Here is a 20,481-nt window from a genome sequence, read left to right on the forward strand (position 1 = left end):
CCATTTTTATAAGGATCGTCCCGTGACTACAACGCTTCTGACCTATCATCCACCGTACGACTGGCAGTGGATGACGACCTTTCTTGGCGCGCGTGCTTTACAGGGCGTTGAGCAGCAGGATGGCGAATTTTACCAGCGCACGCTGGCGGTGAAGCACAACGGTGAAAGGCTGACCGGCTGGTTCAGGCTGCGGCCTTTACCCGCAAAGAACAGTGTCGAACTGCAAGTATCGTCGTCGCTGGAACCCGTTGCGGACAATGTTGCGAAGCAGGTGCGGCGGTTGCTGGATCTGGATGCACAGCCGGAACAGATCGCCGCCGGGCTGGGAGCACTGGCGAAAAACGCTATCGGGCTGAGATTGCCGGGCTGCGTGAACCGTTTTGAGCTGGTGGTCAGGGCGATCCTCGGGCAACTGGTCAGCGTGAAAATGGCAGCGACGCTGGCCACGCGGCTTACGCAAAGATGGGGCGAGCCGGTGAATACGCCGTTTGCGGCACTGACGCATCTCTTCCCGTCACCGGCGACTGTCGGGCAACTGACGGTGGATGATTTGCGTGGGATTGGCGTACAGGCGAAACGTGCGGCCTGCTTAATCGGGCTGGCGCAGGCGGTGGAAGAAGGGCGGTTGCCGCTTGATGAAATGACCGATGCGCAGGAAGGTATCAAAATGCTGCTGGCAATGCCCGGCATTGGCAGCTGGACCGCCAGTTATGTGGCGATGCGAGCATGGTCAGCGCCGGATGTTTTTCTTGGTGGGGATTATCTGATCAAACAGCGTTTTCCGGGCATGACACCGGGGAAAATCGCCCGTTACGCAGAAACCTGGCAACCGTGGCGCACCTACGCCACGCTGCATTTATGGTTCAACAACGACTGGCAGCCTGACATGCCCTAGTGAATGCCGAAATAGCCGGTGTTAAGCAGTTTTTCCAGCGGAGTTTCCGGGGCGATGGTGTCGCCGCCAACCAGATCGATGCCGATCCCGGTCAGTTTCTCCAGCGTCTCGGTGATATCCGCCGGTCCCGCCAGCGTCTGAGCATTCAGCCGGTGGGTGTTGCCGTGCAAAATAGTCACCAGCACTTCATGCATTTGGTTGTAATGGATCTGCGCCATAAAGCTCGGGTCAATCTGCACGTAATCCACCGTATCCGCCTGCAACTGGTTAAATTCCACCATGTTCTTGCCAATGTTCTGCACAACAATTTTGCAGCCGCGCTGGCGAATGTCGGCAATAAATTTGCGCAAATCAGGGTGTTTAAGCAGAACGGCGTCGTCAATCATCAGGTTGATAGATGACATTGGCAGCGGCGTTTCATTGAGCATCTCCAGCAAATCAGCGCGCAGAGCTGGCTGCAACAAACCTTCCGTCGACAGCGGGATCGCCACGCAAATGCCTTTATTGGCGATGCCCTGTCCGTAATCGGTCAGCACGCGGCGTAACAGCCAGCGGTCAACCTGCGGCATCATGTCGTAGAAATGAGCGGCCTGCAGGAACAGTTCGGCGGTCTGCGCGATCTGATTGGGGATCGCCAGCTGTAAAGATATCTGATAGAAGCATACCGACAGCGGTGTTTTGGGCGGCGACGCGGCGCGGCAATGCAGGGTTATCTGATTCTCACTCAAAATACGGGTGATGTCCTCGGGGCGGAACAGCGCCGTGTGGGAGGAAAGTTGCAGTTTTTGCCGCGATTCATAGGTGAATACCCGCCCGCGTCCTTTGTGTTTGGCGGTATAACAGGCGACATCCGCCTGTGCCATGTACTCGCTGCTACTGATATTGGCATTATTAATCAGCGTCAGGCCGGCGCTGGCACCGATCCGGTAAATCTGATTTTCCCAGACAAACTGAAACGCATTGATCTTATTGACCAGTTGCTGAAGAGTGTTCAGCCCCTGATCCAGCGGGCAATCGAACAGGATCAGCGCAAATTCATCACCGCCCAGTCGTGCCAGACGGTCGCTGTTGCGGATGTGGTCCTGCATCAGCGTACTGATTTGACGCAGTAATTCATCACCCGCCGCGTGGCCCGCGGTATCGTTTATTGCCTTGAAACGGTCGAGATCGATAAACGCCAGACTGTGCGCCTGATGCTGTATCGCCGTCAGGCTGAGTGCTTTTTTCAGGCTTTTTTCGAAACTGCCGCGGTTAGCTAAACCGGTGAGCAGATCATGCGAGGCGCTGTAGCTGAGTTTGCGCATCAGCTCGCGGGATTTACTGACGTCTTGCAAGACCAGCACAATGCCGATCGGTTCATCTTTGAGCGTGCGCAACGGTGAAACCGCCAGCTGGACGTCAAACAGACCCGTGCTATGGCCGTGTAAAACTAACGATTGTTCCACGGACGAGTGCAGATTTTCGCTGATATCAAACTGCTGCAAATTGTCGAGCAACGGCCCATCTGGCCCTTTAGTGATGTGTACAATACGACCGACCGGTTGCCCCTGCGCCTCAGACTCTTTCCAGCCGGTCATTTTCTCAGCCACCGGATTCATAAAGGTGATGTTCAGATCGCGGTCGGTGGAAATCACGGCTTCGTTGATTGAGTTCAGCGTGATGTGCAACAGCTCTTTCTCTTCATGCAACGCTTCGGACAGCCGCTTATTGGTGATTTCGGTGTGCTTCAGCTCGGTGATATCTTCAATCTGAGAGATGAAATAGAGCGGATTCTGGTTTTCATCGCGCACCAGTGAAACCGCCAACAGGACCCAAACCATTTCGCCGCTACGGCAAAGATAGCGCTTCTCCATGTTGTAGCTCTGAATATCATCGTCTAACAACTGCTGGAGCAGGGCGAGATCTTTACCTAAATCTTCCGGATGGGTTATATCCTGAAAAGTCAGCGTTTTCAGGTAGTCAGCGTCATAGCCCAGAAGTTTACACAGTGATTTGTTCGCCTGCAGCCATTTGCCCTGCGGCGAGACGAGTGCCATACCAATCGCCGAATACTCCATCGCGTTACGAAAACGGTTTTCGCTTTGTGTGATGTGCGATTTCTCCGTGCGCAGGGCATGCATCGCCATCGCCATCGCATTGGCGGGCAGAAGAATCAGTAACAGCGGCAGGAAAATCAACCCCTGCGGGATCTGAATAGCATGAGGCTGGACGGTAACAATGCCGCTGGTTTGCAGCAGGGCAATCATCAGCATCATTGACAGGAAAATAATAAATGCCTCGATGCGCGGCAAACGAATGGCAGCCCAAAGCAGAGGAATGGTAATAAAGGCGAAGGTATAAGGCAGCCATTTTAGCGCCATAAAACCGAGCGTCAGCGTCACAATCAGCGTGACCAGTAATTCAACCAGACGGCGGGAAGTCAGGATTTGCGTGAAATTACCTCGCTGATAGATAAGCCCCAGCGGGGTCAGCGCGAGAATTGCCACAGCTTCAGACATAAACCAGGTCGCAAAACGTTCCTGTAACTCTGCCGAGGTGTGGATGTGCAGAATGAACATCATCATGATCACTGAACTGACCAGCGGACAGAAAATCACGGCAATGACCAAAAATTTCACCCACTGACCCAGGCCGGAAAGCGGATCTTGTTGCGATAATGCCCGCCGCAACAGCAGGGCGCAAAGCGTGGCCTCAATCAGATTATTGAGGACGTAGGGCAGATAACCGAGGATGTGCGAACCCATCAGAGTATGCGCGGCTGAAATACCTAATGCCGCGGCGCAAAGCAGCGGGATCCAGTCCAGATAACGGTGATGGAACAGTACGGGGATCAGAAACGCCGTGGGTAACCACAATCCTGCCAGACTGGATGTTTTTTGGATAATATTTAGACACGCCAGAGTCAGCAGACAAATAGCGATGCCCGTCAGCAGAGGCACTTTCCAGTTGACCTGATTCGTAAGGAAAACGGTCGGTTTGCTTTTTTCCACGGTGAAAACCTTATTCTGACTGGCAATGAGTGGCAGACAGTAACGGTGACGCTTGTTTTAGCTGTTATTTATCACCGGCTCACAGGAGATAAGACCTTTTCAGTCTGCTAGCGATGTATTGAAGTGAATGATTATTATTTTAAGATTATTAGTATGAATTCTACATCACTCCTTCGGTGATAACGAATAGTCTGTTACAGAAATAAGGCGAGATTTTCAGGGCTATTCTTCTGATTGTTTTGCGAAAAGGGACATTTCCGGCCCGCAGGCCGGAAAAACGTCATCAGATCAGGAAGATTGTGGCGAGACCGAGGAAGATAAAGAAGCCGCCGGTGTCAGTCAGCGCGGTAATCATCACGCTGGAACCAATGGCAGGATCGCGGCCGATGCGCACCATGGTTAAAGGAATAATCACACCCATCAGCGCGGCCAGCAGCAGATTAAGGATCATCGCCAGCGTCATCACAGCACCCATCTCCCAGTCGCCGTACAGCAGCCAGGTGACGATACCCATCAGGCCTCCCCAGACTAAGCCGTTGATAAGCGCCACACCGAGTTCCCTGAACATAAGGAATTTTAGATTACCTACCTGCACATGGTGCAGCGCCAGGCCTCGTACGATCATCGTGATAGTCTGATTACCCGTGTTACCCCCAATCCCGGCGACAATCGGCATCAGGGCGGCCAGCGCCACAAGTTGCGAAATCGTATGTTCGAACAAGCCGATAACGCGCGACGCAATAAAGGCGGTACACAGATTGATGGCAAGCCACGCCCAGCGGTTGCGCACCGCTTTACTGACCGGGGAAAATACATCCTCTTCCGGGCTCAGACCGCCCATGCGGCGCAGATTGCTGTCGGTATCGTTGTTGACGAAGTCGACTATCTCTTCCACCGTCAGGCGACCCATCAGCTTGCCCTTTTTATCCACTACCGGCGCGGTAATCAGGTCATAGCGTTCGAACGCACTGGCGGCGTCTTCGGCTTTGTCTTCCGGCTCAAAACTGGTGAGATCGGTAATCATCACATCGGCGACTTTCGTCTCCGGCGGATTAAGCAAAATCGCGGTCAGTGGCAGTTCGCCGAGCAGGGTATTTTTGCGATCGGTGATAAACAACTTGTCACTGGCCTGTGGAATACGTTTTTGCAAACGCAGAAAGCGCTGTACGGTCGCGAGAGTGACGTCCGGGCGGACGGTCATCAGCTCGAAATCCATGATACGGCCCACGCATTCCTTGTTGAACTTCATGACTTCGCGGACTTTTTCCCGCTGCTTCGGTTCCAGCGACGTGAGTACGCGCCCCGTCAGGTCACGCGGCAGGTATTCCGCCAGATACACCTGATCGTCCACGTCGAGCAGCGACATGGTTTTCAGCAGGTCTTTGTCGCTCATTTCTTCGATCAGGCTGTCCCAGACGGTTTCTGAGACCTCGACCAGCGCTTTACCGCGCGCGGCCGGTTCAACAAGTCGCCACAGCGCCAGGCGTTCGCGGATCGGCAACGCTTCCAGTACGTCGGCGACGTCGGCTGCGTGGAGTTTTTGTACCCGCGCGCTGAGTTCAGCGGTGTAGTCCATGAGTTGTGCGCGGGTGGCGTCATCAACCTCAATCTCTTCCCCGAGAATACTGTCGGCGAGTTCATCGGTGTTAAGCAGGAGATCGAGGATCCGGCGGCGACTTTCCGCCAGCTTTTGGCCGTAATTCTTTGGTTTTTCGGCAGACATTCAGGGTCCTTTCTCTTTTTTACGTCCGGCAGGCCTTCAGGGCGCCGGTAGGGATTTCGTCGTATCAGTGTGTTCAGGACGTGCCTGGGTCTGCGCTTCGCGTTGAGTTTGCTTTTGATTCTGATGATGCGAATACGCGCCGACAGCGGAGTAGACAAGACGTCCGAACAAAATAATAAAGCTTATCGACAACACGATTTTCGTCATCAACTTGATGTTGGATTTTCGAGACATAGTAAAGTCCGTTAGGGGGATCTTTGCTCCGATGGCAGCGATAAAAGATGTAAATGATAACGGTTACAATATAACGCACATCTAAACGACTCTCCAGATAAAGGCAAAAAGCAAAAAGTGCGGTTTATTTTCACTGACAGGTGAAGTTGTGCGATGACATTACCATTCAGATAATCTATATGTTTAAAGTTAATCTCATGGATTTGAATGTATTTGTTAATTTGTTAATCACGTGCAGAATTGTTTAGGATCTTTTTAGTCAAAAAGTTGAAGAATGTGTTTATTGATCAGTATCAAGAGCATTAATATGAAGCCGATTAGAATTCAGCTTTATTTTAAGATTTATGACACCGACCTCCGCTGTTTTTCTTTTTTTCTGTTGGTTTCTGTGAAATGACATTTTTATGACGATAATTGAATATAGAGCCTGTCGTCACTGTCGCCCGGCGATTTCATGACACCCGTTTTATCCTGATACCTTTACTGCGGCATGACTCACATCCGCGAAACTTATGATGGACCCAATGCAAAAATTCTTTTCCTGGAATGAACTGCGCCACAAATGGTGGGGACTTCCGATCTTCTGCGCGCTGGTGCTGATCCCTATCACCTCTTCGCTCTCTCCGATCATTATGTTGCCGGAAGGTCGAACTTATCTGATTTATATGCCGCTCGCGACCTGCGTAGCGCTGCTGATGGTCTTTGACTGGGCGGCATTCCCCGGTATTGTGCTGGCGCTGTTCCTGCGCTATTACCTGCGCGTGGGGGCAGAAATGGGCACTCTGATGACGGTGATTTACTTCACGTCACTGTTTCTTGCCTGGCTTGGATATCGCTGGCAGGCCGGCAGCCGTTGGTCCGCCCCGCTCGGGTTGATGAGTAAGCCGTGGGTGCGCGTCGGCTGGTTGCTTATCTTCCTGACGTTCTTCTTCACCATTGCGCTGCAAATCGTAGTGGAAAGCGGCCTGCTGCCGCAGTATCTGGGCATGGCGACCCGCGAATTTATGACGCTGCGTACGCTGATCAATCTGCAATCCATGATTCTGGGGATCTTGCTTAACTCACATCTGATTTATCTGGTGATCCGCATTATGCGGCAGCCAAGGTACTGGCGTGTGTTACGTATGATGCTACGCAAGCAATGTGCACCCAGCGTGAAGCCTTTAGAAATAGTGGTGTGGTTTTTCATCCTTTGCACGATGGTAGCCTTGCTGTGTATCGAAGGGCTGAGCGAGCCTTTCATGAAGATTCTGCTCAGTGATTATACGCTCACGCTGCTGTTCCCGGTTCTGCTGTTCGGCGCGCTGCGTTACGGCTATTACTTCATCAGCATCGTGTGGACCATTACGCTCACGATTCTGTTCCACAACTATCAGGGCTTTATCTCTGAGCAGAACTTTATTCACAGTCTGGTTTTTGTCTCCGCCCTGATGCTGGTTTATACCTTCACGTTGCTGCTGATGGCGGTGATTTCTTCGCGCCAGCGCCTGCTGATGAAAAAATTCAGAGCGGCAGCGTTGCAGGATCCGGTATTCGGCCTGCCAAATCTGCGCGCTTTTAACCGGGATTTGGCGAAGTACCCGCGCTCTCTGCTGTGCTTTGTGCGTGTCTCGGATATGGATGTGCTGAGCCGTAATTACGGGATGCAGCTACGTATCCAGTTCAAACGACAGCTGGCGATGGGATTGAAGCCTTACTTACTGCCGGGCGAAAAAGTCTATCATCTGCCGGGCTATGATCTGGTTCTTCGGCTGAACTGTGACGATGTCGAAGAAAAATTGCGTCAGCTGTATGAGTACGTTGAAGATTTTCGGTTGATCTGGAACGGTTTACCGCTGCATCCGAATATCGGTTTGTCGTACTGTACGGTCTATTCTCCCGTCGAACATCTGCCGATTTTGCTGGGTGAACTGAGCGGGATTGCCGAAATGTCGCTGACCACCGGGAAGCCGGAATCGAATAAAAGCGATCACAGTCAGGTGCAGACTGAAATCAGAGACAAGGTCGATATGCTGCATAAAATCCAGCGCGCGCTGGATGACGACCGCTTTGTTCTGATGGCACAACCGATTCTGGGCGTGCGGGGTGACAGCTATCATGAAATTCTGCTGCGCATGTCGGAAGGTTCAGATAAAGCGCTGATCGCGCCAGATAAATTCCTGCCAGTGGTGCACGAATTTGGTCTGTCGTATCAGATGGATATGTGGGTGCTAAGGCACACGTTGATGTTTATCTGCCAGAATCGCGTGCGGTTGCCGAGCCTGCGTTTTGCTATCAACTTTACGCCATCGACGCTGTGTCGTCCGACATTCACTCGCGATTTCAAAGCGCTGATGAAGGAGTACGAAGTGGAGCCCTTCCAGATCGTGCTGGAAGTCACCGAGTCGCATTTATTGCAGGACGTGAAATACGCTGACTACGCCATGCGTGAGCTGCGCCATTACGGTTGCCGTATCGCTATCGACGACTTCGGGACAGGCTACGCCAGCTATGGACGCCTGAAAGCGATTGAAGCCGATATCCTCAAAATTGACGGCAGCTTTGTGCGTAACATGTTGACGGATTCGCTGGATGGCTACATCGTGCAGTCGATTTGTCAGGTGGCGCGGATGAAGCATCTGGCGATTGTGGCGGAATATGTGGAAACCGAAGAACAGAAAGCGGCGCTGCACGCGCTGGGCGTAGATTACATGCAGGGTTATCTGGTCGGAAAACCTCAGCTTTTATCGACGCTGCTGGAAGTGTCGCCAGCCTGACCCGCAGGCAAGGCACTTAAGAAAAAGCCCTCAGTCCACAACGTGCCTGAGGGCTTTTTGTTTCGCTATCCTGCGTCATTGATTGACACAAAACCGCTTAGTTTTCTTTCGCTTCGCCGTCTTCTTCTTCCAGCATGAGTTTCCAGCCGGTCACATCATCCCAGTAACTTTGTTCACGCTCAAAATCGAGCTGAACCAGGTTATTCTGCGCCAGATAACCGGCAGGGAAGCGCAGCGTCCAGTGATTATCATCCGTCGACAACCGCAAAGACTCAGGCGTGGTAGTCGATTGACGCTGATTATTGAGTAACGCACCAAGGCGCAATAACTGGATCAGAGGAATGTAATGCTTCTTCTTAAACAGGTTAAGGCGTGGCAGCTCTTCCAGTTTGATCGCTTTGCGATGGAAACGCACGATGGTCGCCAGTAACGTCTGTTGTTCCTGATTAAACCCCGGCAGATTGGTGTTTTGCAGGATGTAAGAAGAGTGGCGGTGCATGCCGGTGTGGTTAATACTCAGTCCCACTTCATGCAACATGGCACTGAATTTCAGCAGCGACTCCAGCTGTGGCTGAACCAGCTTGGTATTTTGCGCCAGCCACTGGCTGTAGAGTTGCTCGGTAGTTTCCAGCACGCGGCGCGCCTGTTCCCGGTCGATATTGTAGTGCTCGGCCAGACTTTTCGCGGTACGGGTACGGATGTCCTGATGACGGAAGCGGCCTTCCATTTCGTACAGCACGCCTTCGCGCAGCGCGCCGTCGGAAAGACGGAGTTCTTTAACCGCCAGCGCATCAAACACGCCGCGCAAAATAGCCAGGCCCGGTACGAATACCGACTGACGATCCTCCGACAGCCCCGGTAAATCCAGCGCATCGAAACTCTTAAAGTCCAGTACCGCTTCGGTGAGCATTTCCAGACGTTCCGGCGTGATGAGACCATCTTTCTCACCCATTTCCACCAGCACTTCATGGGCGGCTTTGATGCTGCCGGATGCGCCGAGCGCATACTGCCAGCCTTGCAAACGGTACTGCCACGCCAGCGTTTCAAGCTTTTGTGCGGCAGCGAGTTGCGCGCGTTTGAAATTGCTGCGGCTGATTTCCCCGTTCGGGAAAAACATTTGCGCAAAGCTGACACAGCCCATACGGCGGCTTTCGGCAAGTAACGGCTCGAAGTCTTCACCGATGACCAGTTCCGTAGATCCGCCCCCGATATCAACCACCAGCTTGCGGCCTTTTTCCGGCTGCGTGTGTTCCACACCCATGAAAATCAGACGCGCTTCTTCCTGACCGGAGATGATTTCTATCGGGTAGGGGATGACTTCGGCGGCGCGCTTGAGGAATTCCTCAGCATTCACTGCCTGACGCAGAGTATGCGTCCCAACGATAGTGACGTTGTTATCCGGAAAGCCTTGCAGGCGTTCGGCAAACAAAGCCAGGCAATCCAGCCCGCGTTGAATGGCTTCTTCACTGAGCACATTTTTACTGTCGAGGCCGTCAGCCAGATGAACGCGCTGCTTCAGGCGGCCTAACACCTGTAAGGCGCCGTTGACGACGCGCGCAATCACCATGTGGAAACTGTTCGACCCGAGATCGATAGCCGCAATTTCCTGTGGCTTGGCACTCAATGAGCTGTTTTTAAGGGGCATAGTCGTGTAACGCTCCAGGGGGTTCAGGCTTGCTGACTCTGTTGTTCCAGATCTTTCAAATACTCGTAAATCGCCAGTTGTGCACGGACTTTTCGGCGATTTCCGCGTGGAACATACCGGTTGCTCAGTTCTTTATCAATCACTCTGGCTTTGACTGTGTCATTAAACAGCAACTCCAGAATATCCAGCACGCGCTGTTTGAGACGCGGATCGAGCAACGCGACCGCCACTTCGATACGGTAATCGATATTGCGCGTCATCCAGTCGGCGGACGACAGGAAGACTTTCGTATCGCCACCATTTTCGAACACGTAAACGCGGTCATGCTCGAGATAACGGTCGATGATGCTGGTGACCTGAATGTTTTCGCTGAATCCCGGCAGGTTGGGCACCAGTGAACACATACCGCGGATCAGCAGACGGATTTTTACCCCCACGTTGGACGCCACGTAGAGACGGTCGATCAGCCCTTTATCCACCAGATTGTTGATTTTCAGCGTAATACCACCGGTTCCTCCGGCCTGAACGTTGGCGATTTCACGGTCAATCAGCCGGTAAAGCATGTCACGCGAGTTTTGCGGCGACACCATCAGATGCTCGAATGAAACCGGGCGGTAAGGGTTCTCGATGAAGTTAAACACCCGGCGGACTTCGTTAGTGATGCGCGAATCTGCAGTCAGCAGCGAGTAGTCGGTGTAAAGACGTGCTGTTTTCTCGTTAAAGTTCCCGGTCCCAATATGAGCATAGCGGACAATTTCGTCGCCTTCGCGGCGGGAAATAAGAAAGAGTTTTGCGTGAATTTTCAGGCCAGGCGCAGAGAAAATAACGTGTACACCGGCTTCTGTCAGACGTTTCGCCCAGTGAATATTCGCCTCTTCGTCGAAACGTGCCTGCAACTCGACCACAACGGTTACTTTTTTGCCGTTGTGCGCCGCGTGGATCATCGATTCGATAATTCGCGAGTCTTTGGCAACACGGTAAATATTGATTTTTATCGACAGCACGTTCGGATCGAAAGACGCCTGACGCAGCAGCTCCAGCACGTGCTCGAAAGTGTGATACGGATAATACAGCAGCACGTCCTGCTCGCGGATTGCGGCAAAACCGTTGCGGAATTTATCGAACCACAAATGGCGCAGGCGGGGCAGAGGACGGTTCACCAGATTGGCTTTACCGACGTTCGGGAAGCCGATGAAGTCTTTGAAATTGTGGTAACGGCCACCGGCTATCACCGAATCGTAGTTGGAGATCCCGAGCTTACCGCGCAGTAATTCCACCATTTCATTGGGCATATCACGCTGATAAACGAAACGTACCGGCTCGGCAGTCAGACGTTGTTTCAGGCTCGAAGACATCAGCTCCAGCAGGCTTGATTCCATTTCCGTGACCAGATCGTATTCGGCATCACGGGTCATTTTCATCGAATAGGCGTTCAGTGTGTCGTAGTCAAAGAAGCCTTTGAAAATGTCGTCGAGGCAATAACGCAGGATGTTATCGAGCAGAATCATCGGTTTGCGGCGACGCGGCGCTTCCGGCGGCAGATTGACGAAGCGCGGGACTTTGTCCGACGGGATTTCCAACAGCGCGTAGTGGATCTCTTCGCCGCGTATAATTTCGACCGCCAGATAGGTGTAATCGTCTTTAAGGAACTGCACCAGATTGGTGTCGTGATTGATGAGGATCGGCGTGATGTGCTGGCGCAGGTGATGTTTGAAATACTGACGCAGCCAGAGCTGTTGATTTTCCGACACCTGACGCTCGTTAATCAGGAAAATCTGATTACGCGCCATTTCCAGCAACAGGTCGTTGTAAAGGCTGTCGAATTCCTGATCGATCCGCAGGACTTTCGCCTGAATCTTTTTCAGCAAATGCCGCGATGCGCCGAGAAAACCTTGTTCTTCACTAATGAGGATCCGTCGTTTTAAATCAGCAAAGCGGACTTTGTAAAACTCATCAAGGTTATTGGAATAAATTCCTAAAAACCGCATCCGTTCGATCAGAGGATTACTTTTGTCTGCTGCTTCCTGCAAAACGCGTTCATTGAAGGACAGCCAGCTTAGTTCTTTCTCGATATAAAGCTTTTCCTGACCCATTTTCACTCCGTTCGTTTAGCGTACAACCTGGCCCATACAGGCGAAACCCGCCTGAAAACACCGCAATTTAGCTCAACATCATCTTCGTGCTGCTCGCTTTTCCAACGGTCAGCGTAACAGGAAGCCTTTTGTGTGAGGGGCCTAGTGTCTACTAACAATATTGCGAAAGATTGACAGGAAAGTCCAACATAACAGGGAGAGTTTTATCAGATGAAATAAAAGAGGAGAAAACGCAGGAAATAAGCAGGAAAAGTCTTACCGGTGAAGGACATTGGCGTCCTTCACCGACAAAAATTGCTACAGACTGTCTGAGGTAAATCAGACCGCGCCGGCACCAATCACCGCTTCCGGTTTGATCTGAACCGGTTTGGTTTTGTATTTCGCCAGGAACTGCGGCTGGAAAATACACATGCGGATGGCGCTGCGATATTCTCCGTTCACGAAGAATTCCTGTTTCAGTTCGCCTTCCAGCTCAAACCCTAATTTGCTGTAGATGTGGATCGCCTTTTTATTTTCTTTATCGACGATTAAATACAGTTTGTAGAGGTTAAGTACCGAGAAAGCATAATCCATCGCCAGACGTACGGCATCGCCTGCAAATCCTTTCCCCTGATGCTGCGGGTCAATGATGATCTGGAATTCCGCACGGCGGTGAATATGATTAATTTCCACCAGTTCGACAAGGCCAACCGGCCCGCCCTGGAATTCGATAATAAAGCGGCGTTCGCTTTGGTCATGGATATGTTTGTTATAGAGATCGGTCAGTTCGACGAATGCCTCGTAAGGCTCTTCAAACCAATAACGCATGATACTGGCGTTATTATCAAGACGGTGAACAAACGACAGGTCATCCTTTTCCAGGGGACGTAATCTGACGCTGTTATTGCTAAACATGGGGTGTTCCTCAAAAAATAAAGCCGTTTTACCTGAGGTAACCTTCTTGGAAATGAAATCTGAAACAACCGTGTTCCAGATGAAGGTCGGCGCACAAACGACGTTTAAACGTGCGCCGGGAACGCCATTATATCGGCTGAACTGTAAACAAGTGTCAAATGACAGGAAATAAAAAACCGGCACGAGGCCGGTTTGTAGTGAAATCATCGTACTCAAGCAGATTAATCCGCCGCGTAACCCTGCTCAGGGAGTGGATTGTTATCCAGCAACGCCCGATCGTTTTTCAGGGATAAACGGCCTTCAACGAACCAGCTGACTACTAAAGGATAGATATTGTGCTCCTGCGTCTGTACGCGGGCCACCAGATCGTCTTCGCTGTCATCGCTAAATACCGGCACTTTGGCCTGCAAAATCACCGGCCCGCCATCCAGTTGCTCCGTTACAAAATGCACCGATGTACCGTGTTCTGTATCCTGATTTTCAATCGCCTGGCGGTGAGTGTGTAAACCCGGATATTTCGGCAGCAGGGAAGGGTGGATGTTGATCATGCGTCCGGCAAAGCGCTGGACGAAGTCGGCAGTAAGGATACGCATATACCCCGCCAGCACGACCAGATCCGGCTGGTATTCATCGATAGCGTCGGCCAGCGCGACGTCAAACGCCGCGCGGTCTTCGTAGGCTTTGACATCCAGAGCGTGCGCCGCAATGTCTGCCAGTCGCGCACGTTCCAAACCGTAAGCGGCGGATTTATTGCTGAAAACAGCGATGATTTCTGCATTAATTCGTCCCTGCTGGCAGGCATCAATCAGGGCCTGAAGATTACTGCCTTCGCCCGATACCAGAACCACAATCCTTTTCATATCGCTACCTGTCGTCAGTCAGTTGATCTACCGGATTACTCAATCACCACACGTTCAGCTGAGTCAGAGGCTTTAACATAGCCAATTTTCCACGCTTTTTCGCCATTATCATTGAGTAAAGCTATCGCCTGATCGGCAAGTTCTGCCGGAAGTGCCACGACCATGCCCACACCACAGTTGAAGGTGCGGTACATTTCGTGACGGCTGACGTTACCGGTGGTCTGCAACCAGGTGAAGACGTCTGGCCACTGCCAGCTGGATTCATTGATGATGACCTGAGTGTTGTCCGGCAGAACGCGCGGGATGTTTTCCCAGAAGCCGCCACCGGTCAGATGCACAATGCCGTGAACATCGACGTTTTCGATCAGATTCAGGATCGATTTCACGTAAATTTTAGTCGGTGCCAGCAGGTGATCGGCAAGAGGCTTGCCTGCCAGATCGGTAGTTTCCGGATTAGTATTGCTGACTTCCAGAATTTTTCGCACCAGAGAGTAGCCGTTGGAATGCGGTCCACTGGCGGCAAGACCGATCAGCACGTCGCCGTCAGCGACTTTGCTGCCGTCAATAATTTCTGATTTTTCCACCACGCCGACGCAAAAACCTGCCACGTCATAATCTTCGCCATGATACATGCCCGGCATTTCAGCGGTTTCACCACCGACTAACGCACAGCCTGACTGCTTGCAGCCTTCGGCGATACCGGTGATCACGCTGGCGGCGATATCGACGTCCAGTTTACCGGTGGCGTAATAATCGAGGAAGAATAGCGGTTCAGCACCCTGAACGATCAAATCGTTGACGCACATCGCGACCAGATCGATACCGATAGTATCGTGGCGTTTCAAATCCATCGCCAGACGCAGCTTGGTGCCAACGCCGTCGGTGCCCGAAACCAGTACGGGTTCACGGTATTTTTGCGGCAATGCGCAGAGGGCACCAAAACCGCCCAGTCCACCCATTACTTCAGGGCGGCGAGTCTGTTTTACTACACCTTTAATGCGATCTACCAATGCGTTACCGGCATCGATATCTACGCCTGCGTCTTTATAGCTGAGAGAGGTTTTGTCGGTCACTGCGAAGTCCCCACGGCGGTTTGGGTTGGTGGTTGAAGAATAAAGCGGGGCAATTCTAACAGCGCAGGCAAACGTTTGCGAGCGCCTTATGAAGTGTCTCGATCTATACTCATGGGCAGCGCACAAATCCACTGATGCCAGTTATGTTGATCGTGATCAGGCAATTGGCTGTGGCGCAGAAAAAAAATGGCGTTATAATCTCGCGATTTTTTTTTGCAGTTCAACCACCTTAGGAGAATAAAAAATGAAGATCGTCGAGGTGAAACACCCGCTGGTGAAACACAAGCTGGGCCTGATGCGTGAGAACGACATCAGCACGAAACGTTTTCGCGAACTGGCTTCTGAGGTGGGAAGTCTGCTGACGTATGAAGCGACTGCCGATTTAGAAACTGAGAAAGTGACTATCGAAGGCTGGAATGGTCCGGTTGAAATCGATCAGATCAAGGGTAAAAAAATTACTGTTGTGCCGATCCTGCGTGCCGGTCTGGGCATGATGGAAGGCGTTCTGGAGCACGTACCGAGCGCGCGTATCAGCGTCGTGGGCGTATACCGTGATGAAGAAACCCTGAAGCCTGTGCCGTATTTCCAGAAGCTGGTTTCTAATATCGAAGAACGTCTGGCGCTGGTGGTTGACCCGATGCTGGCGACCGGTGGCTCGATGATTGCAACTATCGACCTGCTGAAAAAAGCGGGCTGCCAGAGCATCAAAGTGCTGGTGCTGGTGGCTGCACCGGAAGGGATTGCCGCTCTGGAAGCCGCGCACCCGGACGTTGAGCTATACACCGCCTCGATTGATCAGGGGCTGAACGAAAAAGGCTACATCATCCCGGGACTCGGTGATGCGGGCGATAAGATATTTGGTACGAAATAAGCAATAGCCGACTGAGAAGTCGGCTTTTTTTTGATTTTTTTTTACTCGTTAAATACAACATCATTTCACAGAGGATCAATCCATGACCCGTCGTGTCATCGGGGTAAGCGAACGTCCGCCTTTACTGCAGACAATCCCCCTGAGTTTCCAGCATCTGTTTGCCATGTTTGGTGCCACCGTTCTGGTACCCATTCTGTTCAAAATCAATCCGGCAACGGTGCTGCTGTTCAATGGCATAGGGACTTTGCTGTATTTGTTTGTATGTAAAGGGAAAATACCGGCTTACCTCGGTTCCAGTTTTGCATTTATCTCACCGGTGCTATTACTGCTGCCGATGGGGTATGAAGTGGCATTGGGCGGATTTATCGCCTGCGGGCTGTTGTTCTGTCTGGTAGCGCTTATCGTCAAGAAGGCGGGTATCGGCTGGATCAACGTGATGTTCCCTCCGGCGGCGATGGGCGCAATCGTTGCCGTCATCGGTCTGGAACTGGCGGGCGTGGCAGCGAACATGGCCGGGCTGCTGCCTGCTGATGGCGCACCGGTGGATTCCACCGCAGTGACCATTTCAGTGGTGACGCTGTCGGTGACCATTCTGGGTTCAGTGTTGTTTCGCGGCTTCCTGGCGATCATCCCGATCCTCATCGGTGTGCTGGTCGGCTATGCGCTGTCATTCGTTATGGGCGTGGTGGATGTCTCTGCTATTGCCAATGCGCACTGGTTTGCGCTGCCAACGTTCTATACCCCGCGCTTTGAATGGGTGGCGATTCTGACCATTCTGCCTGCCGCGCTGGTGGTGATTGCTGAACACGTCGGGCATCTGGTGGTGACGGCAAACATCGTCAAGAAAGACTTGCTGCGCGACCCCGGCCTGCACCGTTCGATGCTGGCAAACGGCCTGTCTACCGTACTTTCCGGATTCTTCGGCTCTACGCCGAACACCACTTACGGAGAAAACATTGGCGTGATGGCCATCACCAAGGTCTACAGCACCTGGGTAATAGGCGGCGCGGCGATTCTGGCGATCCTGCTGTCGTGCATTGGGAAATTAGCGGCGGCCATTCAGGCCGTGCCAGTGCCGGTGATGGGCGGCGTCTCCTTGCTGTTGTACGGTGTGATCGGCGCATCCGGTATCCGTGTGCTGATTGAATCGAAAGTCGATTACAACAAAGCTCAGAACCTGATCCTGACCGCGGTTATCCTGATCATCGGTGTCAGCGGTGCTAAGATTCACATCGGTGCAGCGGAGCTTAAAGGTATGGCGCTGGCGACCATCGTCGGCATCTTCCTCAGTCTGCTGTTTAAAGTGATTGAGATCTTCCGTGGCGAAGAAAAGATCATTGATATCGAAGACGAACGGGAAAATCCGCCGGTCTGATGGGTGAATTTTAGCTGAAACACCTGACCGGCAGGCGCAGTGCTTTCCGGTCAGGTGCTCGGATCACAAGCGGTTGCACTCGGCACAGTTCAATTTGCTGCGGATCCTTGCTAGAATTCTGTCGTTCCTTTTTATTGACATGACAACATCTGCGGTCTTCATACCGCTTCGGTTGAGGTGCTTCTGAATACGCCGGCACAGCTTTCCCTGCCACTTTATCTTCCCGATGATGAAACCTTTGCCAGTTTTTATCCGGGTGAGAATCCCTCTCTGCTTTCTGCGATTCAGACCGCATTGCATCAGGAACACGGCACCTATATTTATTTCTGGTCCCGCGAAGGCGGCGGCCGCAGCCATCTTCTTCACGCAGCCTGCGCAGAATTATCCCAGCGCGGCGAAGCCGTGGGTTACGTTCCTTTAGATAAACGCGCCTATTTTGTGCCTGAAGTATTGGACGGCATGGAGCATCTTGCGCTGGTCTGTATCGATAACATCGAAGGGATTGCCGGCGATGACGAATGGGAAGCCGCGGTTTTCCATCTGTATAACCGCATCCTGGAAACCGGCCGCACGCGTCTGTTTATTACCGGCGATCGTCCTCCGCGTCAGCTGAATCTCAGCCTGCCGGATCTGGCGTCACGTCTCGACTGGGGACAGATCTACAAGCTTCAGCCGCTCTCCGACGAAGAGAAACTTCAGGCATTGCAGTTGCGCGCCAAACTACGCGGATTTGAATTGCCGGAAGACGTCGGGCGGTTCCTGCTCAAACGTCTGGATCGCGAAATGCGCACGCTGTTTATGACGCTTGATCAGCTCGATCGCGCGTCTATCACCGCGCAGCGTAAACTGACTATCCCGTTCGTGAAGGACATTCTGGGGCTGTGATCGGAGGATGTTCGGGTTCGAATCTTGAACCCAAACGGACGAGCGGAATTACAAAATCTCTTTAACCTGTTCCGGCGGGCGCCCTAAACGCGCTTTGCCGTTGGCCAGTACGATCGGGCGTTCAATCAACTTCGGATTCTCAGCCATTGCCTGCAACAGCTGTGCTTCGCTCAGGCTTTTATCGGCCAGACCGAGTTCCTTATAAATATCTTCGCCTTTTCGCATCAGTTCCCGCACCGAGCTGAACCCGAGCTTTTTTACTAAATTCTGCAACGTGGCGACCGTCGGTGGCGTCTCCAGATACAAAATCACTGCTGGCTCGATCCCTGCGTCTTCAAGCAATTTCAGCGTTTCGCGGCTCTTCGAGCAGCGCGGGTTGTGATAAATCGCGACATCATGTGCCATAACATTCTCCCTTAATGAGTCAAAATCAGCCTTTCTGATACTGACGGAAACGGCCCTGTAGCTGACGAAGCTGGTCGATACGGGCGTCATAGCGGGCCTGTTCCAGGCTGCCTAATTTTTGCAATGCGCTGGCGTTACTCAGCATTTCGATGGCCTGATCCAGACGTCCGATCAACGCCATGCTTTCCGCGCGGGCGGCCAGTTCCTGCGCGCGTAAACCCTGCGCGGCTGAAGCCTGAGACAGCAGATCCCAGCCGTTCGGATCGCCCGGATAGCTGAAGGTGTAACGGTTAAGAATTTTGCTGGCGTTGGCCGGTTTTGCCCCTTCGAGATAGGCATTCGCCAGATTAAGCTGAAGTACCGGGTTAGAACTGGTAGCCGCTCCCGCCTGCTCCAGACGGGCGATGGCCTGCGGTGCGCGTTTGCTTTCGATATCGTTATCGGTGGAGAGATCCAGCAACCATTCATTGCCCGGATTCTGTACCAGCAGAGGTTCCAGAATCGCCCGCGCCTGATCGTATTTCTTCGCTTTGTAAAATTGCAGCGCCTGGCCGTATTTCGCCGCCAGCTGTTCACGTACGTTGCCGTCGCTCAGCTTTTGCAGATAATCATCGGTCAGCGGGAAACTTTCGGAGCCGTACATCCCTAACATGCGCACTTTCGCCATCAGGTAATTTTGCGAAGACTGTACGACAGTGTGCGGCATCTGATTGGCGCGGTTACGTACGTCGGCGAGACGGCTGTCCGGCAGGGGGTGCGTCAGTAACATTTCCGGTGGACGGGTGGAATAACTCGCCTGATCGGCCAGTTTTTGCAGGAACGCGGGCATCGCCTGCGGATCGAACCCGGAACGCTGAAGAACCTGCAAACCGATACGGTCGGCTTCCTGTTCGTTGCCCTGCGTAAAGCTGATCATTCCCTGCTGCGTGCCGGCCAGCGTACCGGTCAGCGCCGCCATGCCCATTTGCGGGCTGGCCATCGCCAGCAGGATTGAACCCAGCGCGCCGACCCAGGTCAGCGGCGCATTACGTTGCTGATCTTCCATCGCACGGGCCAGATGGCGCTGCGTAACGTGGGAGATTTCATGCGCCATGACCGAGGCCAGCTGGCTTTCATTATCGGTATAGCGGAACAGCGCCGAGTGCAGCACGACGTTGCCGCCGAAGAAGGCAAAGGCGTTCAGCTCGTCATTATTGACGATGAAGAAATGGAACGGCGTGCGCACGGAATAGGCGTGTGCGACCAGACGCTGTCCGAGTTCGTTGATGTACTGATTCAGCAGCGGATCGTTAATCAGCGGCGTACTGGCACGCATCTGACGGACGTAAAAATCGCCCATCTGTAATTCCTGATTTATGCTCAGCGTGCCTCCCGCCGTGGTGCCGATATCCGGTAACTGATCGCTCACCGGCGGTGCCAAAGGCGAGTTAGTGTTTTTGGAAGAAGAGGTCACCGGCGTTGACCAGAATGAACTGTCGTCAGCGCCTGCCGGGAAAATTACGCCAGTGAACAGGCTGCCAAGACACAGGGCGATCACCGTTTTTTTCAACCGCATTACCATAAACATTTGCTTCCCAATAAGTGAACCGCACATCGATGAGCTTTAAGAGCTTTTATTTCATGAACTGGCGAAGTGAGCATTATTTTCTGGCGCTATTGTTGGCGCTGAACTCTATAGTAGCTATCCTCGTGGGAGTTTAAAACACTCCGCTGGCTTCAGTTGTGTGACAACGAATTTAAAAGATAGTTACTTGTGTCTGAGCGCGCAGGGAACGAACAGCG

General features: G+C 52.5%; 15 protein-coding genes and 1 pseudogene. 5 read left to right on the top strand and 11 right to left on the bottom strand.

Annotation, left to right across the window (positions count from 1 at the left end):
* The first annotated feature begins 22 nt into the window (after positions 1-22).
* A complete protein-coding gene (gene alkA / locus GE278_05745; protein QLK60307.1) occupies positions 23-895 on the top strand; it encodes a DNA-3-methyladenine glycosylase 2 in 873 nt (290 codons plus the stop codon).
* On the opposite strand, the gene GE278_05750 is transcribed toward alkA, so the two are convergent.
* From GE278_05750 to GE278_05765, 4 genes and pseudogenes are all read right to left on the bottom strand, one after another.
* Complete coding sequence (locus tag GE278_05750; GenBank protein QLK63209.1) at positions 892-1,677, bottom strand: EAL domain-containing protein; 786 nt, start codon at positions 1,675-1,677, stop codon at positions 892-894. The genes alkA and GE278_05750 overlap by 4 nt on opposite strands.
* Positions 1,616-3,885, bottom strand: a pseudogene (locus tag GE278_05755) (PAS domain S-box protein). The gene GE278_05750 and the pseudogene GE278_05755 overlap by 62 nt, the downstream one beginning before the upstream one ends.
* Before the next feature lie 283 nt (positions 3,886-4,168).
* Positions 4,169-5,608: a magnesium transporter gene (mgtE, locus tag GE278_05760; GenBank protein QLK60308.1), complete on the bottom strand. Its 1,440-nt coding sequence runs from the start codon at positions 5,606-5,608 to the stop codon at positions 4,169-4,171.
* A 36-nt stretch (positions 5,609-5,644) separates the two neighbouring features.
* Entirely contained in the window at positions 5,645-5,842 is a 198-nt protein-coding gene (locus GE278_05765) for a DUF2633 family protein (protein ID QLK60309.1), read from the bottom strand.
* 515 nt (positions 5,843-6,357) lie between these two features.
* Here GE278_05765 and GE278_05770 point away from each other — a divergent pair.
* Positions 6,358-8,598, top strand: coding sequence for an EAL domain-containing protein (locus GE278_05770; GenBank protein QLK63210.1), 2,241 nt, complete (start codon positions 6,358-6,360; stop codon positions 8,596-8,598).
* A 97-nt stretch (positions 8,599-8,695) separates the two neighbouring features.
* Here the strand turns inward: GE278_05770 and ppx are convergent, their stop codons facing one another.
* The 5 genes from ppx to purM form a co-directional block, all read right to left on the bottom strand.
* Positions 8,696-10,243: an exopolyphosphatase gene (gene ppx / locus GE278_05775; GenBank protein QLK60310.1), complete on the bottom strand. Its 1,548-nt coding sequence runs from the start codon at positions 10,241-10,243 to the stop codon at positions 8,696-8,698.
* Positions 10,244-10,266: 23 nt separating this feature from the next.
* Positions 10,267-12,336, bottom strand: coding sequence for a polyphosphate kinase 1 (gene ppk1 / locus GE278_05780; protein ID QLK60311.1), 2,070 nt, complete (start codon positions 12,334-12,336; stop codon positions 10,267-10,269).
* A gap of 318 nt (positions 12,337-12,654) precedes the next feature.
* The gene (gene speG / locus GE278_05785) at positions 12,655-13,230 is read right to left on the bottom strand and encodes a spermidine N1-acetyltransferase (GenBank protein ID QLK60312.1); all 576 of its coding nucleotides are present in this window, start codon (positions 13,228-13,230) and stop codon (positions 12,655-12,657) included.
* A 221-nt stretch (positions 13,231-13,451) separates the two neighbouring features.
* Complete coding sequence (gene purN / locus GE278_05790) at positions 13,452-14,090, bottom strand: phosphoribosylglycinamide formyltransferase (GenBank protein ID QLK60313.1); 639 nt, start codon at positions 14,088-14,090, stop codon at positions 13,452-13,454.
* A gap of 35 nt (positions 14,091-14,125) precedes the next feature.
* A complete protein-coding gene (gene purM / locus GE278_05795; GenBank protein QLK60314.1) occupies positions 14,126-15,163 on the bottom strand; it encodes a phosphoribosylformylglycinamidine cyclo-ligase in 1,038 nt (345 codons plus the stop codon).
* Positions 15,164-15,407: 244 nt separating this feature from the next.
* Between purM and GE278_05800 the strand changes: the two genes are divergently transcribed.
* The 3 genes from GE278_05800 to hda all read left to right on the top strand — a co-directional run bounded on the left by GE278_05800 (position 15,408) and on the right by hda (position 18,294).
* Positions 15,408-16,034: a uracil phosphoribosyltransferase gene (locus tag GE278_05800; protein QLK60315.1), complete on the top strand. Its 627-nt coding sequence runs from the start codon at positions 15,408-15,410 to the stop codon at positions 16,032-16,034.
* An 82-nt stretch (positions 16,035-16,116) separates the two neighbouring features.
* A complete protein-coding gene (uraA, locus tag GE278_05805) occupies positions 16,117-17,409 on the top strand; it encodes a uracil permease (protein ID QLK60316.1) in 1,293 nt (430 codons plus the stop codon).
* 177 nt (positions 17,410-17,586) lie between these two features.
* Positions 17,587-18,294, top strand: coding sequence for a DnaA inactivator Hda (gene hda, locus GE278_05810; protein ID QLK60317.1), 708 nt, complete (start codon positions 17,587-17,589; stop codon positions 18,292-18,294).
* Positions 18,295-18,342: 48 nt separating this feature from the next.
* Here the strand turns inward: hda and arsC are convergent, their stop codons facing one another.
* Together arsC and GE278_05820 are read right to left on the bottom strand one after the other, a co-directional pair.
* Complete coding sequence (gene arsC, locus GE278_05815) at positions 18,343-18,699, bottom strand: arsenate reductase (glutaredoxin) (protein ID QLK60318.1); 357 nt, start codon at positions 18,697-18,699, stop codon at positions 18,343-18,345.
* 25 nt (positions 18,700-18,724) lie between these two features.
* Complete coding sequence (locus GE278_05820; GenBank protein QLK60319.1) at positions 18,725-20,266, bottom strand: M48 family metalloprotease; 1,542 nt, start codon at positions 20,264-20,266, stop codon at positions 18,725-18,727.
* Positions 20,267-20,481 lie beyond the last annotated feature (215 nt).

This window comes from Enterobacteriaceae bacterium Kacie_13 (genome assembly GCA_013457415.1).
In the GTDB taxonomy this organism is placed as follows: domain Bacteria; phylum Pseudomonadota; class Gammaproteobacteria; order Enterobacterales; family Enterobacteriaceae; genus Rahnella.